The organism is Marinovum sp. (assembly GCF_048263515.1).
Lineage (GTDB): Bacteria > Pseudomonadota > Alphaproteobacteria > Rhodobacterales > Rhodobacteraceae > Marinovum.
This window is the reverse complement of the sequence record NZ_JBLXEC010000027.1, coordinates 31,469-52,329: the sequence shown is the minus strand read 5'-3', so window position 1 is coordinate 52,329 and position 20,861 is coordinate 31,469. Positions and strand designations below refer to the sequence as shown.

Annotated in this window: 20 protein-coding genes; 12 read left to right on the top strand and 8 right to left on the bottom strand. The window is 66.6% G+C overall.

All coding sequences use genetic code 11. The features are described from left to right. Nucleotides 1–183: 183 nt before the first annotated feature. A complete protein-coding gene (locus ACN0SE_RS18620) occupies nucleotides 184–900 on the bottom strand; it encodes a chromosomal replication initiator DnaA (protein WP_417526033.1) in 717 nt (238 codons plus the stop codon). Beyond that, a complete protein-coding gene (locus ACN0SE_RS18615) occupies nucleotides 893–1,951 on the bottom strand; it encodes an AI-2E family transporter (RefSeq protein WP_417526032.1) in 1,059 nt (352 codons plus the stop codon). The genes ACN0SE_RS18620 and ACN0SE_RS18615 overlap by 8 nt, the downstream gene beginning before the upstream one ends. Nucleotides 1,952–2,181: 230 nt before the next feature. On the opposite strand from ACN0SE_RS18615, the gene proS reads away from it, so the two are divergent. From proS to ACN0SE_RS18595, 4 genes are all read left to right on the top strand, one after another. Beyond that, nucleotides 2,182–3,522 carry a proline--tRNA ligase gene (proS, locus tag ACN0SE_RS18610; protein WP_417526031.1) on the top strand — a complete coding sequence of 447 codons (1,341 nt, stop codon included), beginning with the start codon at nucleotides 2,182–2,184 and terminating at the stop codon, nucleotides 3,520–3,522. A 102-nt stretch (nucleotides 3,523–3,624) separates the two neighbouring features. Continuing rightward, nucleotides 3,625–4,104: a UPF0262 family protein gene (locus tag ACN0SE_RS18605; RefSeq protein ID WP_417526030.1), complete on the top strand. Its 480-nt coding sequence runs from the start codon at nucleotides 3,625–3,627 to the stop codon at nucleotides 4,102–4,104. Between the two features lie 4 nt (nucleotides 4,105–4,108). Continuing rightward, nucleotides 4,109–4,564 (top strand): low molecular weight phosphatase family protein, encoded by a 456-nt coding sequence (locus ACN0SE_RS18600; RefSeq protein ID WP_417526029.1) that lies wholly within the window; start codon nucleotides 4,109–4,111, stop codon nucleotides 4,562–4,564. Between the two features lie 560 nt (nucleotides 4,565–5,124). Beyond that, entirely contained in the window at nucleotides 5,125–5,493 is a 369-nt protein-coding gene (locus ACN0SE_RS18595) for a hypothetical protein (RefSeq protein ID WP_417526028.1), read from the top strand. Here ACN0SE_RS18595 and ACN0SE_RS18590 read toward each other — a convergent pair. The 5 genes from ACN0SE_RS18590 to ACN0SE_RS18570 form a co-directional block, all read right to left on the bottom strand. Beyond that, nucleotides 5,490–5,996: a DUF2937 family protein gene (locus tag ACN0SE_RS18590; RefSeq protein WP_417526027.1), complete on the bottom strand. Its 507-nt coding sequence runs from the start codon at nucleotides 5,994–5,996 to the stop codon at nucleotides 5,490–5,492. The genes ACN0SE_RS18595 and ACN0SE_RS18590 overlap by 4 nt on opposite strands. Nucleotides 5,997–6,066: 70 nt before the next feature. Continuing rightward, nucleotides 6,067–6,414, bottom strand: a complete 348-nt coding sequence (arsC, locus tag ACN0SE_RS18585; RefSeq protein ID WP_417526026.1) for an arsenate reductase (glutaredoxin) — start codon at nucleotides 6,412–6,414, stop codon at nucleotides 6,067–6,069. A gap of 4 nt (nucleotides 6,415–6,418) precedes the next feature. Continuing rightward, the gene (gene hisD, locus ACN0SE_RS18580; protein ID WP_417526025.1) at nucleotides 6,419–7,720 is read right to left on the bottom strand and encodes a histidinol dehydrogenase; all 1,302 of its coding nucleotides are present in this window, start codon (nucleotides 7,718–7,720) and stop codon (nucleotides 6,419–6,421) included. A gap of 312 nt (nucleotides 7,721–8,032) precedes the next feature. Further along, the gene (locus tag ACN0SE_RS18575) at nucleotides 8,033–8,737 is read right to left on the bottom strand and encodes a hypothetical protein (RefSeq protein ID WP_417526024.1); all 705 of its coding nucleotides are present in this window, start codon (nucleotides 8,735–8,737) and stop codon (nucleotides 8,033–8,035) included. A gap of 51 nt (nucleotides 8,738–8,788) precedes the next feature. Then, complete coding sequence (locus ACN0SE_RS18570; protein WP_417526023.1) at nucleotides 8,789–9,037, bottom strand: hypothetical protein; 249 nt, start codon at nucleotides 9,035–9,037, stop codon at nucleotides 8,789–8,791. Between the two features lie 199 nt (nucleotides 9,038–9,236). On the opposite strand from ACN0SE_RS18570, the gene ACN0SE_RS18565 reads away from it, so the two are divergent. From ACN0SE_RS18565 to ligD, 8 genes are all read left to right on the top strand, one after another. Further along, nucleotides 9,237–9,677 carry a hypothetical protein gene (locus ACN0SE_RS18565; RefSeq protein ID WP_417526022.1) on the top strand — a complete coding sequence of 147 codons (441 nt, stop codon included), beginning with the start codon at nucleotides 9,237–9,239 and terminating at the stop codon, nucleotides 9,675–9,677. A gap of 174 nt (nucleotides 9,678–9,851) precedes the next feature. Next, nucleotides 9,852–10,484: a ribonuclease HII gene (locus tag ACN0SE_RS18560; RefSeq protein ID WP_417526034.1), complete on the top strand. Its 633-nt coding sequence runs from the start codon at nucleotides 9,852–9,854 to the stop codon at nucleotides 10,482–10,484. 89 nt (nucleotides 10,485–10,573) lie between these two features. After that, nucleotides 10,574–11,689, top strand: coding sequence for a site-specific DNA-methyltransferase (locus ACN0SE_RS18555; protein WP_417526021.1), 1,116 nt, complete (start codon nucleotides 10,574–10,576; stop codon nucleotides 11,687–11,689). Between the two features lie 446 nt (nucleotides 11,690–12,135). Beyond that, on the top strand, nucleotides 12,136–13,683 hold the full coding sequence (gene murJ / locus ACN0SE_RS18550) for a murein biosynthesis integral membrane protein MurJ (RefSeq protein WP_417526020.1): 1,548 nt from the start codon (nucleotides 12,136–12,138) through the stop codon (nucleotides 13,681–13,683). Nucleotides 13,684–13,685: 2 nt separating this feature from the next. Continuing rightward, complete coding sequence (locus ACN0SE_RS18545) at nucleotides 13,686–15,161, top strand: phospholipase D family protein (RefSeq protein WP_417526019.1); 1,476 nt, start codon at nucleotides 13,686–13,688, stop codon at nucleotides 15,159–15,161. A 122-nt stretch (nucleotides 15,162–15,283) separates the two neighbouring features. Further along, the gene (locus tag ACN0SE_RS18540; protein WP_417526018.1) at nucleotides 15,284–16,303 is read left to right on the top strand and encodes a DNA topoisomerase IB; all 1,020 of its coding nucleotides are present in this window, start codon (nucleotides 15,284–15,286) and stop codon (nucleotides 16,301–16,303) included. Between the two features lie 214 nt (nucleotides 16,304–16,517). Continuing rightward, a complete protein-coding gene (locus ACN0SE_RS18535; protein ID WP_417526017.1) occupies nucleotides 16,518–17,339 on the top strand; it encodes a Ku protein in 822 nt (273 codons plus the stop codon). Then, nucleotides 17,340–19,784 carry a DNA ligase D gene (gene ligD, locus ACN0SE_RS18530; RefSeq protein ID WP_417526016.1) on the top strand — a complete coding sequence of 815 codons (2,445 nt, stop codon included), beginning with the start codon at nucleotides 17,340–17,342 and terminating at the stop codon, nucleotides 19,782–19,784. It abuts the gene before it with no gap. Here ligD and ACN0SE_RS18525 read toward each other — a convergent pair. Then, nucleotides 19,781–20,830 carry an AI-2E family transporter gene (locus tag ACN0SE_RS18525; protein ID WP_417526015.1) on the bottom strand — a complete coding sequence of 350 codons (1,050 nt, stop codon included), beginning with the start codon at nucleotides 20,828–20,830 and terminating at the stop codon, nucleotides 19,781–19,783. The two genes, ligD and ACN0SE_RS18525, sit on opposite strands and share 4 nt — an antisense overlap. Nucleotides 20,831–20,861: the final 31 nt, after the last annotated feature.

Genomic DNA, 20,861 nt, shown 5'->3' with positions numbered 1-20,861 from the left:
CCGCTGCCCCAAGGTGTTCCTCTCTGCCATCGCGCTCGCGGCTCTCGTCATCTATTGGTTATGAATCCTGACCCTAAATCGCCGTGCCGGTGGGCGGCCCGGCGATGCGCGGCGGCCTTTGGCCGCTGTTAACGCGCAGGAAACACAGACCCGGCGGCAACACTCGCGCCGCACAAACCTACGCTACTCGTCGAAATCCCTCAGGCTCAGCACAGCCCGGCGGGCCATCTCGCGGCTCATCGGCTTGCCGAGGCCCAGCGCCATGTCGTCCAGCGTGCCGACGATCCGCCGCGCCGCATCGAAGGAGCGCGGCGCGTGGCGCACCAGATAGGGGATCACGTCGGGGTTGGGGCTGATCTGCCGGTCGGAGAACAGCTTGCCCAGCACCGCCCCCAGCAGCTCGTCATCCGGCGGGTTGAGCGAAACAACCTGCGTCCCCTGCACCCGGCTTTTCAGGTCCGGCAGGTCAAGCGCCCAATGCGCCGGCTCCAGCGTCGTGGTCAGCAACAGCGCATGCCCCTCGGCCAGCACCAGGTTGTGCAGGTGGAACATATGCGCCTCGGCGTCGGGATTGCCGGCTGCGCCCTCGGCATCCTCGATGCAGAGCGGCGCCTGCGCAAGTTCACCGACGTTGGCCTCTGGCAGGTCGACCGCGCGGATGATCCGCGCGCCCGCCATCTCGGCCCAGACATGGGCGAGATGGGTCTTGCCGCTGCCGCGCGCGCCCTTGAGCACCAGCTTGCGGTTGGGCCAGTCGCGCCAGCTGTCGAGCATGGCCAGCGCCACGGCATTGGCCGGCGAGACGTAGAAATCCTCTCGCCCCAGCGCCGGCCGCGTCGTCAGATCGAATTTCAACTGTCGCGTCATCAAAAATGCCTCGTGGTCCAGGGGACTAGTCATCGGTCACCCCCCGGTACAATCGGCTTTCAAGATACTGCCGTGTTGCAAATCGGGCAATCACCCCCAGCGCCGCAGCCACCGGCACCGCCACCAGCATGCCGACAAAGCCGAAAAGCGAGCCGAAGACGCTGAGCGACAGCAACAGCCAGACCGGATGCAGGCCGACGGAATTGCCCACCAGTTTGGGCGTCAGGAAATTGCCCTCGATCACCTGCCCCACCACGAAGATCAGCCCGACGATGGCGATCTGCAGCCAGTCGCCCCAGAACTGAAATAGCGCCAGCCCCAGCGCCAGCGACCCGCCGACCAAAGCCCCGACATAGGGAATGAAGGTGATCAGCCCGGCGATGAAGCCGACGATCAGCCCGAACTGCAGCCCCGCCAGCATCAGCGCCGCGGCATAATAGGTGCCGAGGATCAGGCAGACCGTGCCCATACCCCGGATGAAACTGGCCAATGTCTTGTCGATGTCGCGGCCAAGCTGGCGGATGGTCGGCGCATGATCGCGCGGCAAGAGCTCGTCGATCCGGGCCACCATGTTGTCCCAGTCGAGCAGCAGGTAGACCGACACCACCGGCACGATCACGAAAAGCAGCACCACGTTGATGATCGAGGCCGCCGAAGACAGCAGCGTTTCCAGCAGCTTGCCGCCGTATTCCTGCACCCGCTCGCCGATCGAGACCAGCGACTGGCGCACGGCTGATTCCGAATCCACGAGGTCCGGGAAGCGCGAGACGAGGAAATCCTTGAGGTTGTTGAAAAGCTGCGGCGCGATGTCCACCAGGTCGGCCGCCTGCCGCACCAGCGCCGGCACCACCAGCAGCGACAGCAGCACGAAGACCACCAGCGCCAGCACGGTGATCACCGCCACCGAGGCGGTGCGGCTCAGCCCCGCGCGCTCCAGCCGGTCGGCCACCGGGTCGAGCAGATAGGCAATCGCCCCGCCCAGCACGAAGGGCAGGAGCACATCCCCCAGAAACCAAAGCACCACGGCAAAGGCCACGGCCGCGACGCCCCAATATTTGAACTGTTCCCGTACCGGCAGGGCCATGAGATCATCCTTTGCTGCGCGGCAAACATCGCCGATGCACAAAGCCGCCGCAAGGCCCGCAGCGCCGGATTTGCCCGCCCGAGCGCCCTTCTCCTCGGGGAAAGTGTCGCCAGCGCCGCGACAGGGCCGTCCCGGCCCCTGCCCCGCTTGCCCCTTGCCAATATCGCGCACATGCAGCACAACCCATGCCAAACCAGAACATTCCGGCCCCTCAGAGGACACCCATATCCATGCGCCTTTCCCGCTATTTCCTGCCTGTTCTCAAGGAAAACCCCGCCGAGGCGCAGATCGTCAGCCACCGGCTGATGCTGCGGGCCGGCATGATCAAGCAGGCCAGCGCCGGGATCTATTCCTGGCTGCCGCTGGGCTTCAAGGTGCTGCGCAAGATCGAGCAGATCATCCACGAGGAACAGGCCCGCGCCGGCCATATCGCCATGCTGATGCCGACCATCCAGTCGGCCGAACTCTGGCGCGAAAGCGGCCGCTACGACGATTACGGCGAAGAGATGCTGCGCATCCGCGACCGGCATGACCGCGACATGCTCTTTACCCCCACCGCCGAAGAGCTGATCACCGATATCTTCCGCGCCCATGTCGGCAGCTACAAGGACCTGCCGCTGACGCTCTACCAGATCCAGTGGAAATTCCGCGACGAGATCCGCCCGCGTTTCGGCGTGATGCGCGGCCGCGAGTTCTACATGAAAGACGGCTACAACTTCGACCTGACCAAGGAAGACGCGCTGCATGCCTACAATCGTCACCTGGTGAGCTACCTGCGCACCTACGAGCGGATGGGCCTGCAGGCGATCCCGATGCGGGCGGACAGCGGCCCGATCGGCGGCGACGACACGCATGAATTCCTGGTGCTGGCCGAGACCGGCGAAAGCGAGGTCTTCTACGACAGCCAGATCACCGATCTGAAATTCGGCGATCGCGAGATCGACTATGACGATCACGCCGCCTGTCAGGCGGTGCTGGAAGAGTTCACCTCGCGTTATGCCCGCACCGACGAGACCCATGACGAGGCGATCTTCAACGAGGTTCCTGAAGAGCGCCGCCGCACCGCGCGCGGCATCGAGGTCGGGCAGATCTTCTACTTCGGCACCAAGTATTCCGATGCCATGGGTGCCACCGTCACCGATGACGCCGGCAACAAGGTGCCGGTGCACATGGGCTCGCACGGGATCGGCGTCTCGCGCCTGCTGGGCGCGATCATCGAGGCCAGCCATGACGACAAGGGCATCATCTGGCCCGAGGGCGTGACGCCCTTCCATTGCGGCATCGTCAACCTCAAGCAGGGCGATGACGAGGCCGACGCGGCCTGTGACGCGCTTTATGCCGCGCTCACCGCGCTGGGGCTGGAGCCGCTCTATGACGACCGCAAGGAACGCGCCGGCGCCAAGTTTGCCACCATGGACTTGATCGGCCTGCCCTGGCGGATCACCGTGGGGCCGCGCGGTCTGAAAAACGGCGTGGTCGAACTGACGTCGCGCCGGACCGGCGAGAGCGAGGAACTGCCTCCCGAAGAGGCGGTCAAGCGGATCGCCGCGATCTATCAGGGCGCTGCCTGAGATGCGGGCCGGGGTCCGGCGCATGGTCCTTTCGGACCGATTGCCCGAGCCCCGGCATTCCGCTAGGCAGGTGGGATTCGCCGCAAGCCGAGGCCCGCGCCCATGAGCCGTATCATCGCGATTGACCTGGACGACGCCAACCTGCCGCCGCCCACCCCCGAGGTCGAGCAGGAGCGCAAGGTCGCGCTCTTCGACCTGATGGAGCAGAACTCCTTTGCCCTGCCTGCCCGCGACGGCGTGGCGGTGCCGCCGGGACCCTATCGGCTGACGCTCTGCATTCGCGACAAGCGGCTGGTGTTCGACCTGAACACCGAAGACCACCAGAAGGCGGCCGAGTTCCACCTGTCGCTCAGCCCGTTCCGGCAAGTGGTCAAGGACTACTTCCACATCTGCAAGAGCTACTTCGACGCGGTCAAGAAGCTGCCCGCCAGCCAGATCGAGACCATCGACATGGCCCGACGCGGCATCCACAACGAGGGCGCGCGCATCCTGCAGGAGCGTCTCGAGGGCAAGGCCGAGCTCGACACCGACACCGCGCGCCGGCTGTTCACCCTGATCTGCGTCCTGCACTTCGGGGCCTGACCTGGTGACGCGTCCGCTGCCGCAATCCGTTCTGTTCTGCTGCGACCACAATGCCGTCCGCTCGCCCATGGCCGAGGGGATCATGAAGAAGTTCTACGGGTTGCAGACCTATGTGCAATCGGTGGGCGTGCGCAACGACCTCGAGATCGACGGCTTTGCCATTGCCGTCTGCCAGGAGATCGGCGTCGAGCTCGACCGTCACCGCTCGCGCTCCTTTGACGAGCTCGAGCAGATGGGCGAGGCGCTGTCGTCGTTCGACCTGGTGGTGGCGCTGTCGCCGGCCTCGCAGCACCGCGCGCTGGAGCTGACGCGGTTCTTTCACCTGACGGTGGATTACTGGCCGATCATGGACCCGACAGCCCAAGGCGACACCCGCGAAGCCAAGCTCGCCGCCTATCGCCAGACGCGTGACCAGATCGTCAACCAGCTGCGGGCCGACTGGGGGCCTGTGCGGGCGTAGGGGTTGGTGCCTTCGCGGCACTGAGCCGGAAGGTGGGCCCTGTCCCGCCAAACGCGCAAGCCGCGCATCGTCGGGCCGCGGTGCGGCGAGCCCTCGTCAGTTCGACAGCGTTTTATCTCCGCCAAATCCGGAAGAGATCGGAGCGATGCGCTCACATCAACCAAATCGCCGCGCCGTGGGGCGGCCCGGCGATGCGCGGCGGCCTTTGGCCGCTGTTAACGCGCTTGGGAAACAGACCCAAGAGGGGCATCTGCCGACCAAATGCACAAGTCGTGCATTGTCGAGCCGCGGTGCGGCGAGCCACCCTCAGTTCATCAGCGCTTTATCCCAGCCAAGCCCGGAAGCCATCAGACCGACGCGCCCACGTCCGCCAAACCGCCATGCCGGGGGCGGCCCGTCATGCCGAAGGCATGCCTTCGGCATGACGGGCGGCGGCCTTTGGCCGCTGTTAACGCGCCAGGACACAAACCCCACCCCACCAAAATCCCTCGCCCCACCTCTGGATGCGCCGCCAGTCCATCCTATCTCTCTAAAGACCCCCGCCGCGATGGAGCCGTGCCATGAAACCGTTTCTCCAAGCCTCAGCCCTTGCCGCTTGCCTCGCCCTGCCAGCCGCCGCGCAGGAGACCGAGGACGACAGCTTCAACCTGATGGAAGAAGGCGCCAAGCTGTTCTTTCGCGGGCTGATGGAGGAAATGGAACCGGCGCTGCGCGAACTCGAGGGCTTTGCTCGCGAGATCGAGCCCAACCTGCGCAGCTTCGTCCAGGAAATGGGTCCCGCCCTGCGCGAGCTGATGACCGAGGTCGAGGACTGGAGCGCCTATCACCCGCCGGAAATCATGCCCAACGGCGATATCGTGATCCGCCGCAAGACCCCGCAGGAGATGCTCGACGCACCGGTCACCGGCAAGGACGAGATCGAGCTCTAGGCCGGCACCGCCCGGCGGCGGCGGCGAAACAGCCGCCGCAGGAGCGACAGCACCACGCCGACCAGCGCCAACCCGGCCACATACCCGACCCCGGCAAAGGTCACGCCTTCGAAGGTCGCTGGCACCGCCGGCTTGTAGGCCTGCCAGGCGCGCTCGGCGATGTCGCTGTCGGTCATCCGCGCGGCGAAATAGGCGCGGGTGAAGGGCCCGGCGCCTTCCAGCGCCTGCAGATCGGCCGAGAGCCTGTCATGCCGCTCAATCGTGGCCTGCATTGTCACAGCGCGCGCCCGCGCCATCGATCCGCCGCGCGCCAGCTGCGACAGCGCCTCCTCGCGGCTGAGGCTCAGGCCGGCCGCATCGGCGTCGAACTCTGAGACCACGCGCGACAGCTCATCCACCGCGCCGCCCAAGCGTTGGGCGTATTGCTGCGAGAACTCGGGGAATTGCGACAGGCTCACCGCACCGGCGAGGCCGCCGGCGAGGCTCAGGGCTTTGGCGATCATGGCATGTCCTGCTCTTCTGCTCGCGCCGAGCATAAGGCGCTGCGCCGCGCCCGATCAAGCCTCTTGCGGCTCAGAGAAGGTCGCCGACCAACTCGGGCGGACGGCAGATCCGCACGCCCTTGGGGCTGCAGACCAGCGGCCGCTCGACCAGCTCGGGATGGGCCACCATGGCGTCGAGGATTGCGTCGTCGCTCACCCCGTCCTCCAGCAGACCCAGTTCACTGGCCGGGCCGCGCCCGCTGCGCAGCGCCTCGCGCGGAAAGATATCCGCCACGGCAAACAGCGCCTGCAGCTGCGGCTTGGTCCATCCGGACTTGAGATAGGGCACCACCACCGGTTCCTGCCCGGCCTCGCGGATCAGCTCCAGCGTGGCGCGGGATTTCGAGCAATTGGGGTTGTGAAAGATCACGATGGCCATGGTCTCACCCGTTCAGCTTGCGCAGACGCGCGGTGACCGAAAGGCCATGCGCCTCGAGGCTTTCCGACCGGGCCAGCACTTCGGCTGCGGGACCGCAGGCGCGCAGCGCATCGGGCGACATCCGAGACAGCGTCGTGCGCTTCATGAAATCCAGCACCGAGAGACCGGAGGAGAACCGGGCCGAACGGGCGGTGGGCAGCACGTGGTTCGGGCCGCCGACGTAATCGCCGATCGCCTCTGGCGTCCATTGGCCGAGGAAGATCGCGCCGGCGTGGCGGATCTTCTGCGACAGCGCCTCGGGGTCGGCGACGCAAAGCTCGAGGTGCTCGGGCGCGATCCGGTCGGACAGCTCCGCCGCCTCGTCCAGGTCCGTCACGGTGATCACCGCGCCGAAGTCGCGCCAGCTGGCTCCGGCGATGGCGCGGCGTTCGAGCGTCTCGAGGCGCTTGTCCACTGCGGCAGCCACGGCGCGGCCGAATTCGGCGTCATCGGTGATCAGCAATGACTGCGCGCTCTCGTCGTGTTCGGCCTGGCTCATCAGGTCGAGGGCGATCCAGTCGGGGTCGTTGTCGCGGTCGGCGATCACCAGAATTTCCGACGGGCCGGCGATCATGTCGATGCCGACCTTGCCGAATACGCGGCGCTTGGCGGCGGCGACAAAGGCATTGCCCGGCCCGGTGATCTTGTCGACCGGGGCGATGGTCTCGGTGCCATAGGCCAGCGCGGCAATCGCCTGGGCGCCACCGATGCGATAGACCTCGTCGACGCCGGCGATCTTCGCGGCCAGCAGTACCAGCGGGTTCACCACCCCGTCGGGCGTCGGCACGGTGATCGCCAGCCGCTCGACCCCGGCGACCTTGGCGGGGATGGCGTTCATCAGCACCGAGGAGGGATAGGACGCCAGCCCGCCCGGCACGTAGAGCCCGGCGGCGGACACGGCGGTCCAGCGCCAGCCCAGCGTCGCGCCCTCGGGGTCGGTCCATTGCTGGTCTTCCGGCAACTGCCGCACATGGTAGGCGCGGATGCGTTCGGCGGCGGTTTCCAGCGCCTGGCGCTCGGCATCGGGCACCTTGGCGCACTGCGCCTCGATCTCCTCGGCGGAAAACGCCATGCCGGCGGGGTCGAGCGTCATCCGGTCGAAGCGCTCGGTCAGCTCGATCACCGCCCGGTCGCCACGGGCGCGCACGTCGGCGATGATCCGGGCGACGGTATCGTCGACATCGGGGCTGTCCTCGCGCTTGGCCCCCAGCAGGGCGCGGAACTTTGCCTCGAAATCGGGCTCCTGGGTCGAGAGAAAGACGGGCATGGCGGGCTCCTGATGGCTCCTGCGAGACATAGACCGCCGGGGGAGAAGGCTCAAGCGGAGGTGGGGTCTGGTTTGGGGTGGGGATATGGCGCCGCATGTCCCAGCTGGCGCGACCGCGCCCCGGACTTGATCCGGGGCCTCTTGGTCTGCTGGTGGAGTGACATAGCCTGACCGGGAGGTCCCGGATCACGTCCGGGGCGCGTATCGAGGCGTTTCTGGGGTCGCGCCTGAAGCGGCGTTGCACGGAAAACTGCTGGATAGAGAAAAGGTCGGAGGCCTGCGCAAATACAAACCGCACGCACCCTGCCCCGCCTACAACACCCGGATCACATCCTTGCCAACCGAAAGCACATAGCCCCGCCGCGCGATGTTCTTGACCAGCAGCGCGCTTACCAGCTGGTTGCCCAGCCCGTCGCGCAACCGCTTGATTCGGGTGGCGCCGGCAGCTTCGTCGCAATCGGACTCGAGCCGGCCCGAGATCATCGCCTCGATCTGCGCGCCGGTCAGCACCTCTTCGTCCATCCGCGCCTCGGCCAGCACACAGAGCGTCTCGATCGCGGCGTCGGTCAGTTTGAAGCCCATGTTGTTGAGGTAGACCGTTTTCTCGTCGCGGCTGATCAGCAGCGAGGACACCTGGATGCCCGACTGCTCGATCTGCGCCATCCGGCGGTTCAGCGTGACCAGCATCACCAGGAACACCAACGTCGCCACCAAAAGCCCGGCGGCAAAGACCAGCAGCACGAAGATCACCATCCGGTAAGAGGTCAGCGTTTCGGAAAAGGCGGTGCCGGAGAGCGCGAGGATTTCCAGCAGCTTGATCTCGGCGTCGCTGGTCAGCGCGTCGTTTTCCACGAAGATGCGCTCGACCCGGGCATTGAAGGCATTGGCGTCTGGCAGGTTGAGAAACAGGAAGATCGCGGCCAGCGCCAGGATCGCCACCACGGCGGCGATGCCCCCTTGCACCACACGGCTTCCCGAACGGCGCAGGTCTGCGGCACTGGTGTCGGTCTCGATCACATCTGTCTCCGGGTCAGCCTGGGTCCATGACGCCTGAAGCGGCGGTCGGCGTCAACCGGCGTCGGTCTCGTTCACCGACAACACCTTGAGCAGGGTCTGGCCCTGCGTCTCCAGCCGGGCCTGCAACTGCTCTTCGGCGTTCTCGATCGTACAGTCGCCGGTGATCGGCGCAATGTCGTAGATCAGTTCGAGCGGATTGTCCCGCTTGGCCTTGTACTCGGCCAGACAGGCGGCCTCGGCCCAGGCGGGCGTCAGGCCGAGGGTCGCCGCGAGGGCGAGATATGCAATGGTTCTTTTCATGACCCCAAGCTGCGCCCTCGCGCGGTGTTTTTCAATAACATGAAGGGCCTCGGGGCGGCGTTATCCGATAACATCGGCCTGATATTGCCTGTCCGGGCCCTTCCGCCGCACCGTCCTGTCATCGCCGGTCCGTTGCATCCATCCCCCGATGCGGACCCCCACGAGACAACGAAGAGGTGCCCCGGAAAGGACATTCCCGATGCGCAAGTTCACTCATTCCCTGCTGGCCGCTGCCATGGCCCTGACCAGCCTGGTGGCCGCCCCCGCGGCCGCCGAGCACCAAAGGTTCCAATTCGGCTTTTCCATCGGTAACGGCACGATCCAGCTGTTCAACCCGGCCAATCCGTTCGGCCGACATGCCTATCACAAGGATCGCGGCTACGACCGTGGCAAGGGCAAGGGATATGCGCGCCGCGTGCCGCTGCCCGCCTATTGCCTGCGGCGCATCGAGACCCACCGCGGCCCGGTCCGCATGTTCGGCAGCCGCTGCCTGCAGCGGAACTACCGCCAGGCCGACTGGCTGCCGCGGGCCTGCCTGATGGAGGTCAGAACCTGGCGCCACGGCCGCCCTGTCACCCGCGTCGGCTATCACCCGCGCTGTCTTCGGGACCGGGGCTACCGGGTGGCGAACTACAGATAAGGCCCGATCATGGTCGCACGCGATCGGGCATAGGTGCAGGACATAGCCCCTGCGTCCTGCACCGCACCGGGGCGCTCCTTCACGGGAGCGCCCCGGTTTATGTGCGGCGGACGGTTCGCGCGACCGACGTGATTCTTGCTTGAAATGCCCGCCGCGCCGGGCCACTCCCAAGGCATGACACAGCCTGACACGAGTTTCGAAGACCTCGCCCGCGCCGAGGGTTACCTGCGGATTGCCGGCGTCGACGAGGTCGGCCGCGGCCCCCTGGCCGGGCCGGTGATGGCGGCAGCGGTGATGCTCGATCCGGTACGGGTGCCGGTGGGGCTCAACGATTCCAAGGTCTTGTGCGAGAGCAGGCGCTGCGCCCTGGTGGAAGAGCTGGAAGTTTGCGCGCATATCGGCGTCGGTACCGCCAGCGTCGAGGAGATCGACAGCCACAACATCCTGCGCGCCAGCCACATCGCCATGCTGCGCGCCGTGGCCGCCCTGCCCGAATCGCCGGACTTCCTGCTGATCGACGGCAACCTTCTGCCGCGCGGGCTGACTCTGCCTGCGCGTGCGGTCGTCAAGGGCGACAGCCGCTCGGTGTCGATCGCGGCGGCCTCGATTGTGGCGAAAATCAGGCGGGATTATGTCATGCGGGATTTGGCGCAACACTTCCCCGGATATGGCTGGGAAACCAACGCGGGTTACCCGACGAAAAGCCACAAGGCGGCTCTGGCAAATCTTGGGGTGACCCCACACCATAGACGTTCCTTCAAGCCGGTCCACAATATCTTGTATCAAGAGGAAAACTTAACCCCTTGATTCAAAAAAGAAATTGACCACGATTCGCCTTTGACTCATCCTGTGTCCAACCAATGAGTGCGATAACGCACCGGGGACAGAGGCAGAAAATGAAGACGAAAACCAAGACAAAGGGGGCTCTCGAGCTCCCGCTCAACACGATTCTTGCCGGCGATTGCATCGAAGTGATGCAAAGCCTGCCGGCGAATTCTGTCGATCTGATCTTTGCGGATCCGCCTTACAATCTGCAACTCAAGGGCGAGCTTCACAGGCCCGACAATTCCCGGGTCGATGCGGTGGACGACCATTGGGACCAGTTCTCGTCCTTTGCCGCCTATGACCGCTTCACCAACGAATGGCTGGCCGCCGCGCGCCGCCTGCTCAAGCCCAACGGGGCAATCTGGGTGATCGGCTCCTATCACAACATCTTCCGCGTCGGCGCGGCGCTGCAGAACGCCGGCTACTGGATCCTCAACGACGTGATCTGGCGCAAGTCGAACCCGATGCCCAATTTCCGCGGCAAGCGGTTCACCAATGCGCATGAGACGATGATCTGGGCCTCCAAGGAAGAAGGCGCCAAGTACACCTTCAACTACGAGGCGCTGAAGGCGCTGAACGAAGGCATCCAGATGCGGTCCGACTGGGTGCTGCCGATCTGCAACGGCGGCGAGCGCATCAAGGACGATGCCGGCGACAAGGCGCATCCGACGCAGAAGCCGCAATCGCTGCTGCACCGGGTGCTGGTCGGCTCGACCAACCCCGGCGACGTGGTGCTCGACCCGTTCTTCGGCACCGGCACCACCGGTGCGGTGGCCAAGATGCTGGGCCGCGATTTCATCGGCATCGAGCGTGAAGAGGCCTATCGCAAGGTCGCCGAGACCCGCCTGTCCAAGATCCGCAAGTTCGAGCGCGAGGCGCTCGAAGTCACCGCCTCCAAGCGCGCCGCCCCGCGGGTGCCCTTTGGCCAGCTGGTCGAACGCGGCATGCTGCGGCCGGGGGAAGAGCTGTTCTCGATGAACGAGCGTCACAAGGCCAAGGTGCGCGCCGATGGCACGCTGGTCGGCGGCGATGTGCGCGGCTCGATCCACCAGGTGGGCGCGGCGCTTGAAGGGGCGCCGTCATGCAACGGCTGGACCTACTGGCACATCAAGCGCGATGGCAAATCGGTGCCGATCGACGTCTTCCGCCAGCAGATCCGGGCGGAAATGGGCCACCGGCCCAACTGAGATACCCTCCAGAAAAGACGCAAACCGCCGGTGCCACTCCCTCGTGTTGGCATCCACCTGACCCCGCCATCACTGGCGGGGTTTTTTTGGTTTTGGCCGGACATTATGTCCCCGGTCCGGAACCAAGGCCGCAGGCCGCCGGACCAGCGGCTGCCCGCCTCACCGGGCTGCCGCTTGGGTGACGTGCGCGCGCCGCTCACAGGTCTTGCGGATTTGGCGTAGATAAAGCGCTGCCGAACCCCGGGTGCGGCGGCCCCCCGCGAGCAGCCGCTGGTCCGGCTTTTGCGTATTGGCTGGCCGGGAGGCCCCGGATCAGGTCCGGGGCGGCGGGCGCTCATGCGGCGGGCGTCATGCGCCCCCTCAGGAACCCGCCCCCTTCCGCCGCGTTGGCCAATCGGATAAGCCGATGCCAGCCCTTTTCGCCCTGCACGAGGCCCAAACACATCATGAAACCCATCCGCCTGATCTCCGGCATCTTCACCGTCGGGATATGGACCCTGCTGAGCCGCGTTCTCGGGGTCATCCGCGAGGTGATGATCCTCGGGTTGATCGGCCCGGGTCCGGTCATGGACGCCTTTGTCGCCGCCTTTCGCCTGCCCAACATGTTCCGCCGCTTCTTCGCAGAGGGCGCCTTCAACGCCGCTTTCGTGCCGATGTTCTCCAAGCGCGTCGAGGCCGACGAAGACCCGGACGGCTTCGCCTCCGAGGCGGCCTCGGGGCTGGCCTTCGTGCTGCTCTGCCTGACCGGTCTGTCGCTGGTCTTCATGCCGGCACTGGTCTGGGCCACGGCCGAGGGCTTTGCCGGCAACGAGCGCTTCGACCTCACGGTGAGCTATGGGCGCGTGGTCTTTCCCTATGTGCTCTTCATCTCGCTGGCGGCGCTGTTTTCCGGCATGCTCAATGCCTCTGGCCATTTCGCCGCCGCCGCCGCCGCGCCCTCTCTGCTCAACATCTTCGTGATCCTTACCATGGGGATTGCGGCGCTGATGGGCGGGCCGGTGTCGGAGGTGCTGATCTGGACGATCCCCTTTTCGGGCATCGCCCAGCTGGCGCTGGTCTGGGCGGCGGTGCGAAGGGCGGGGTATCGCATCGACTGGCGCTGGCCGCGGCTGACGCCGGACATGAAACGGCTGGCCATCGTGGCCCTGCCGGCGGCGCTGGCGGGCGGGGTGATGCAGGTCAACCTGCTGGTCGGCCAGCAGGTCGCCTCGCATTTCGAGAACGCCGTGGGCTGGCTCTATGCCGCCGACCGCCTCTACCAGCTGCCCTTGGGCGTGGTTGGCATCGCGGCGGGGATCGTGCTCTTGCCGGACCTGTCGCGCCGGCTCAAGGCCGGTGACGACGCCGGCGCCCGCGAGGCGCTGTCGCGCGCCTCGGAGTTTGCCTTCATCATCTCGCTGCCCTGCGCGGTGGCGCTGGTGGTGATCCCGCTGCCCTTGGTCTCGGTGCTGTTCCAGCGCGGCGCCACCGGCCCCGACGACGCCGCCGCCATTGCGGTCGCCGTGGCGATCTATGGCCTGGGCGTGCCCGCCTTCATCCTGCAGAAACTACTGCAGCCGCTCTACTTTGCCCGTGAGGACACCAAAAGCCCGTTCCGCTACGCCGTCTGGTCGATGCTGGTCAACGGCGTGGCCGCGATCGGCCTGTCCTTTGTCATCGGCTGGATCGCCCCGGCGGTCGCCACCACGCTGGCCGGCTGGGCCATGGTCTGGCTGCTGATCCGGGGCAGCCGCAAGTTCGGCGACACCGTGAAGTTCAACGCACGGTTCCACAGCCGGATCTGGCGGATTGTCCTCGCGTCACTGGCGATGGGCGTGGTGCTCTGGGTCTTGAATGCGGCGCTGGGACGCTATCTGACGATGGACTACATCCGTTACCCCGCCCTCGTGGCACTCATCGGTCTGGGCAGCCTGAGCTACTTCGCCTTCGGCCAGCTCTTTGGCGCCTTTACCTACAAAGACATCAAGGGCGCAGTGCGCCGCAGGAGAGCCTGACCATGTTACGCCCGCTGATCACTGCCGCCCAGGGGTTTCCGGCGCTCGAACAGCTGGCGGAGGGGGCGGAAGAGACGCTTCACATGTCGTTCCGGATCTTCGATCCGGCGACCCGTCTGCATGGCGAGGGGCCGCGGTCTCGCGGGCTCGAGACCTGGGCCGACCTGCTGTCGGAAACCACCGCGCGCGGCGTCAAGCTGCGGCTGTTGCTGGCAGATTTCGATCCCTTCTTCACGCCTGATCTGCACCGGCTGGCCTGGCGCTCGGCCAACCATGTCCGCGAGGCGGTCGAGGGCGATGTCCAGGTGCTCTGCGCGCCGCATGGTCAGGTCGCCGGCTGGATCTGGCGGCTGCTGATGCGCGGCACGCTCAGCAAACGCATCGCCGAGCTGAAGCAGGAGGACGAGACCGGCCTGACCCCGGTGGAAAAGGCCGCGCTCAAGGGCGTGGCGCATCTGCGACCGGTGACCCTGCACCAGAAATTCGCCGTGGCCGACGCCTGCCGCGGCATGATCGGCGGGCTCGACATCAACGACCGTCGCTACGACACGCCGGGCCATGACCTGCCGCCGGAAGAGACCTGGCACGACGTTTCGATGGCGGTCGACGGCGATTTCTGCGGCCCGTTGCTGCGCCATTTCGTCGATTGCTGGAACCGCTCTCTCGAATGCGGCGCGGCGCCCGAAGGCAGCAGCGCCACCCGGATGGAAGAGCCCGGGAACGCGCCCGACACACCGCAAAGCCCCGTGCTGCTCCGCACCATGTCGACCCCCTGCCCGGGCGTCAGCCGGCTCAGCCCCCGGACCGAGGTACGCGAGATCGAGGACGGCACCCTCGAGGCGATCCGAAGCGCCCGCGACAGCCTCTATATCGAGACCCAGTTCCTGCGGCACAAGCCCGTGGCCGATGCCCTCGTCGAGGCCGCCAGACACCCCGAGCTCGATCTGGTGATCATCCTGCCGGCCTTTGCCGACCGGGTGCTGTTTGACGGCGACAGGGGCTGGGACGCGCGCCACGCCCATGCGCTTCAGACGAGGGCGCTGGAACGCATCGACGCGGCCTATGGCGAGCGCTGCGCCGTCATCGCCCCGGCCCAGCCGCGTCCCGCCAATGAAAAGACCCTCGCCATTCATGGCGCCGGGCCGGTCTATGTGCATTCCAAGGTGATGCTGGTCGACGATCACACCGGCATCGTCGGCTCGGCCAACCTCAACGGCCGGTCCCTGCGCTGGGACACAGAGGCTTCGATCCGCTTTCACGACACGGATACCATTGCGGCGATGCGACAAGAGCTCGCGCAGATCTGGCTGGGCGGGACCGAAGACGACATCACCCGCGCCGCCACCTGGCGCGCGGCCGCCGCCGCCAACGCCGATCTGCCGCCGACCGAGCGCAAGGGGTTTGCCGTGCCCTATCCGCTTGAAAGGGTGCGGCGGTTCTCGCGGTTCCTGCCGATCCTGCCGGACGACATGTTCTGACAGGCGGGGCGCCTGCGCGCGCCCAAGGGAACCTCAGGCCACCGTCACGCATTGTCTCCGCAATCGAGGTCACACCGGCGCGGGAGGCGTGTGGATGGCATCCCTGACACATCTGAAACAGCATGGCTGATGGCGGCGGGGTCCGCGCGCCGGCGGCGGTCCGCGTGCCGGGGCTGATCTACTATCCCGACAGCCAGCCCGGCATCACCCGCCGCCGCGCCGGCCGGGGCTTTGCCTATTACGCGCCCTGCGGCACGCTGATCCGCGCCGGGGCCGAGCGCGCCAGGCTGGCTGCGCTGGCGGTGCCGCCGGCCTATCGCGACGTCTGGATCACCCCGCATGAGAACGGCCACCTGCTGGCCACCGGCCGCGATGCCAAGGGCCGCAAGCAGTACCGCTACCACGAAAACTGGGCCGCCCATCGCGCCGCCAGCAAGTTCGACCAGCTGGCGAGCTTCGGCCATGCGCTGCCACGGCTGCGCGGCTTCATCGCGCGGTCACTCAAGGCCGAGGCGGGATCGCAGGAGCTGGCGGTGGCGGCGGTGCTGGCGCTGATCGACCGCGCCTCGATCCGCGTCGGCAACCCGGCCTATACACGTGAGAACCGCACCTTCGGCGCCACCACGCTCAAGGCCCGCCACGTCACCATCGCCAGCGATCACGTCGCGATCCGCTTTCGCGCCAAGGGCGGCACGCGGGTCGAACAGACCCTGCGCGGTGCCGCCCTGCAGCGGGCGCTGGCGCGCATCCACGACCTGCCCGGCGCCGAACTGGCCACCTGGACCGGCGACGACGGCACCCCGCGCAATGTCCGATCGGACCATGTGAACGCCGCCATCGCCGAGATCTGCGGCGAGGGTGTGACCGCCAAGACCTTCCGCACCTGGAACGGCACCCGCGCGGCCTTTGCCCTCGCCCTGCGCCCCGGCCCGCTGACCATTACCGAGATGACCGAGGTTGCCGCCGAAGCGCTGTCCAACACGCCGGCGATTGCCAAATCGAGCTACATTCACCCGGAGGTGCTCGATCTGGCACGGCTGGAGCCCGAAGTGCGTGAAAGGCAGTTGTCAAAACTGCCAGAAAAGGAGATCGCCGGGCTGCGCGCCGGAGAGGCGCAGCTGATTGCCTTTCTCGAGGCCTGATCCACGGGTCCCGCTTCCTTTCAACCCGGTCGAAGCGCAACGGGCGGTCTGGCGTATTTGCCAAAGAGAAGAAGACCCTGCCGCTTCTTCTCTTTTTCAAATACGCGCGCCTCGCGGAACAATCACGTGAGCGTTCCGGTTGAGCAAGGAAAGGAGTCCGGCCAATGACTTACCTGCGTTCCGTTCCCCCCTGCCCCGCAAGGAGGGCCTGACCATGGCCCCCCGCGCCCTCTGGAAAGGCCAGTTGCGGCTGTCGCTGGTGTCGATCCCGGTCGAGCTCTATTCCGCCACCCGCAGCGCCGCCAGGATCTCCTTTCGTCAAATCCACAAGCCCTCTGGCAAGCGCATCCGCTACGAGAAGTCGGTGCCCGGCATCGGCCCGGTCGACAGTGACGAGATCGTCAAGGGCTACGAAGTGGGCGACGACGAATACATCCTGCTCGATCCCGAGGAGCTCGACGCCATCAAGCTCGAGACGAAGAAGACACTGGAGCTGGTGCAATTCGTCGACATGTCGGAAATCCCGCCGATCCATTTCGACAAGCCCTACTACCTCGTCCCGTCCGACGAGCTGGCGCAGGACGCCTATCGCGTGGTGCGCGATGCGCTGCGCCAGTCGGGCAAGGCGGGGCTCGGCCAGTTGACCATGCGGGGCAAGGAATACCTTGCCGCCGTGCGCCCCTGCGGTGACGGCATCCTCCTGGAAACCCTTCATTATGCAGACGAGCTGCGCGATGCTGAGCCGATGTTTTCCCAGATCGAGGACGCCAAGGCCGACAAGGAGCTGCTCGAGGTCGCGACCTCGCTGATCGACCGCAAGACCGCGCCGTTCGACGCCTCGAGCTACACCGACAGCTACGCCGAGGCGCTGCGCGATCTGCTCGAGGCCAAGCAGAAGAACAAGAAGACCCCGCGGGTGACCACCGGCGACGAAAAGGAAGGCCGGGGCGAGAACGTGGTCGACCTGATGGCGGCGCTGAAGGAAAGCCTGAAGACCGCCGAGAAGAAGGGGTCGCGCAAGAAGAAGGCGTCCTAGATGGCCGAGGCCCCGGAAAAGCTCTCAGACTACATCTCCAAGCGCGACTTCGACCAGACGCAGGAGCCGCGCGGCGGCACAGGCACGCGGCCCGACGGCAAGCTGGGTTTCGTGGTGCAGAAGCATGACGCCACCCGGCTGCACTATGATTTCCGGCTGGAATGGGAGGGCGTGCTGCTGAGCTGGGCGGTCACCAAGGGCCCGAGCCTCGACCCCGGCGAAAAGCGCCTAGCGGTGCGGACCGAGGATCACCCGCTGGACTACGCTACGTTCGAGGGCACCATTCCGAAGGGCCAATATGGCGGCGGTACGGTGATGCTCTGGGACAACGGCACATGGACGCCCGAGGGCGACGTTCCCAAGGGGCTGAAGAGCGGCAAGCTGAAGTTCACCCTCGACGGCCAGCGGATGCAGGGCGCCTGGGCGCTGGTGCGGATGCGCACCAAAGAAAAGCGTGAAAACTGGCTGCTGATCAAGGAGCGCGATAACCTGGCGGGCGAGGATGCCGATGCGCTGACCCGCGATTTCATCACCTCGATCAGCACCGGGCGCAGCATGGAGGAAATCGCCGAAGGGCTGGAGAAACCCGCCGCGCGACCGCGCAAGAAGAAGGCCCCGGCCTTTCGCGACGTGCAGCTCGCCGCGCTCTACAAACAGGCGCCCGAGGGCGACGACTGGTCCCACGAGATCAAGTTCGACGGCTACCGCACGCTGGCCGCACTGGGCAAGGGCGGCACGCGGTTCTACACCCGATCCGGCAAGGACTGGACCGACCGCTACGGACCGTTGGCCGATGCCTTTGACACCCTGCCCTGCGACAGCGCGCTGATCGACGGCGAGGTGATGGCGGCGCGGATCGAGGGCTCGGCCTTTTCCTCGCTGCAGCGCGCGCTGTCGGAGGGCGGCGATCTGGTCTTCATCGCCTTCGACCTGCTGTCGCTGGATGGCAAGGACCTGACCAAGGCGCCCCAGGAAGAACGCCGCGACGAGCTGGCAGTGTTGCTGGCCGGATTGCCCAAGGATGGCGCGCTCAGGATGAGCGAGCATGTTGTGGGCCACGGGCCGGAGGTCTTTGCCCAGGCCTGCGAAGGTGGCGCCGAGGGGATCATCTCGAAGCGCCGCGACGCGCCCTATCGCGGCAGCCGCACCAAGGCCTGGCGCAAGATCAAGTGTTCGCGCCGGCAGGAGTTCGTGATCGGCGGCTTCAACCCCTCGGACAAGCCCGGCCGGCCCTTTGCCTCGCTGCTGGTGGGCTCTCACGAAGACGGCAAGCTGCGCTATCGCGGGCGCATCGGCACCGGATTCAACGAGGCGGATTTCGAAACGCTGTCGAAGGCGATGAAGCCGCGCAAGACCCCGCCTTTTGTCGAGGTGCCGAAGGATGTGGCGAGAGACGCCCACTGGGTCACCCCGGCCCTGGTGGCCGAGGTCGAGTTCACCGAATTCACCGCCGATGGCCATGTGCGCCACGGCAGCTTTCAGGGGCTGCGAGAGGACAAGACACCGGACGAGGTGCAGCTTGAGACCGGAAAGGAGAGCGCCGTGGAACAGATGGTTCTGGGCCAGAAGATCACCAGCGCCGACCGGCAGGTCTTTCCCGATGCGGGTTGCACCAAGCTCGATATCGCGGAGCATTACGCCCGGGTCGGCGAGCGGATGATGGCGCTGATGTCGCATCGGCCGCTGTCGCTCTATCGCTGCCCCGGCGGCCTGGGCGAGGCCTGTTTATTCCAGAAACACGCCGGCACCCTGCCGGACGCGGTGGCGCGCATCGAGATCGAGGAAAGCGACGGCAAGACCGAGGACTACCTCTATGCCACCCGGCCAGAGAGCCTGATTGCTGCGGCGCAGATGGGCACGGTCGAATTCCACATCTGGGGCGCACGCACCGACCGGCTGGATCGGCCCGACCGGCTGGTCTTCGACCTCGACCCCGACGAGGGTCTGGCCTGGGAGGATGTGCGCGACGCCGCCTTCGAGCTCCGCGCGCGGCTGCAGGACCTCGGCCTGGCCTCCGGCGCCATGGTGACCGGCGGCAAGGGCGTGCACGTCTGGATGCCGCTCAGGCGCACGCGGGGTTGGGATACGGTCAAGCTGTTCTCCAAGACCTTTGCCCATGTGATGGCCGAGAAGGCGCCAGACCGCTACACCGCCACCATGTCGAAATCCAAGCGCAAGGGGCGGATTTTCATCGACTGGCTGCGCAACGAGCGTGGCGCGACTGCCGTGGCCCCCTATTCGCTGCGCGCGCGCAAGGGCGCTCCGGTGGCGGTGCCGGTGTCCTGGGAGGAACTGGAGACGCTGGAGGGCGCCAACGTGTTTTCGCTGGCGGATATCCCGGCACGGCTGAAACAGCCCTGCCCCGCCGTGGCATTGCAGGACGAGCTGCAGTCGCTGAGCGACGGCGTGATCGACAGGCTGCACGACTGGGCCTCGGAGGATTAGGCCTCGACGTCCGTGTCACAGTCGTCGCCGCTCATCCACGGGCACCAGAGCTCTCGCGCCAGCACAACGCCGACCACGGTCAGCGGCGCGGCCATGATCACCCCCAGTGGCCCCAGCAATACGCCCAGCGCGACGATCGAGAACACCGTGACGGCCGGCGGCAGGTCGACGACCTCGCGCTGGATCAGCGGGATCAGCAGGGCGCCTTCGATCTGCTGCACCGCGAGGTAGAGCAGCAGCACCCAGAGCGCCGTCGTGGGCCCGTCCATCAGCCCCACCGCCACCGCCGGCACGGCGCTGGCCACCGGGCCGACGTAGGGTACAAACTCCAGCAGGCCCGCAATCGCGCCCAGCGCGACGGGCGTCTGCACGCCCAGCATCCAGAGCCCCGCCGTCGTCATCACGAAGACCGCGAACATCGCCACCAGCTGTCCCACCAGCCAGGCGCGCAACGCCCGGCCCAGCACCGCCATGACTTCGCGCGACCGCGGTCTCAGGTGCGCGGGGATCATCGCCAGAGCGCCCTCGCGATAGCCCTCGGGGTTCAGCGCGAGGTAGATGCCGCCGACGCAGACCAGCGCGATGCCGGTGCCGACGGCAATCAGGACAGAGGTGACGTTGGTCAGCCCGGCAAATACCGGGCCCATCTCCATCGGGCCTTCCATCTTTTCGCCGATCCAGGATTCCACGTCGCCGAGGTCGATATAGCCGTCGATGGTGCGCAGCACCTCGGGCAGCTGGGTGCGGATCTCCATAAGCCCGCTGACGATCTGAGCACCGAGCAGCAGGAAGGCCCCGACCCCGATCAGGACCAGCAGCGCCACGCTCAGCGCCACGGCGGCGATCTGGCCCAGCGGCAGCACCTGGCGCAGGCACCAGGCGGCGGCGTTCAGCAGGATGGCCGAGAGGATTGCACCGAAGCCCAGAAGCACGATCGCGCGAAGCTGCCAGAGCACGACGCAGAACAGCACCATGGCCAGCAGGCTCAGCCCGACGAGAAAGGGTTTCGCCCGGCCCGAGCGGCGGGGTGGCTGCGTCATCGCCATGAGAGCGCCCCCCGCGAGGGGCGGGCCGACG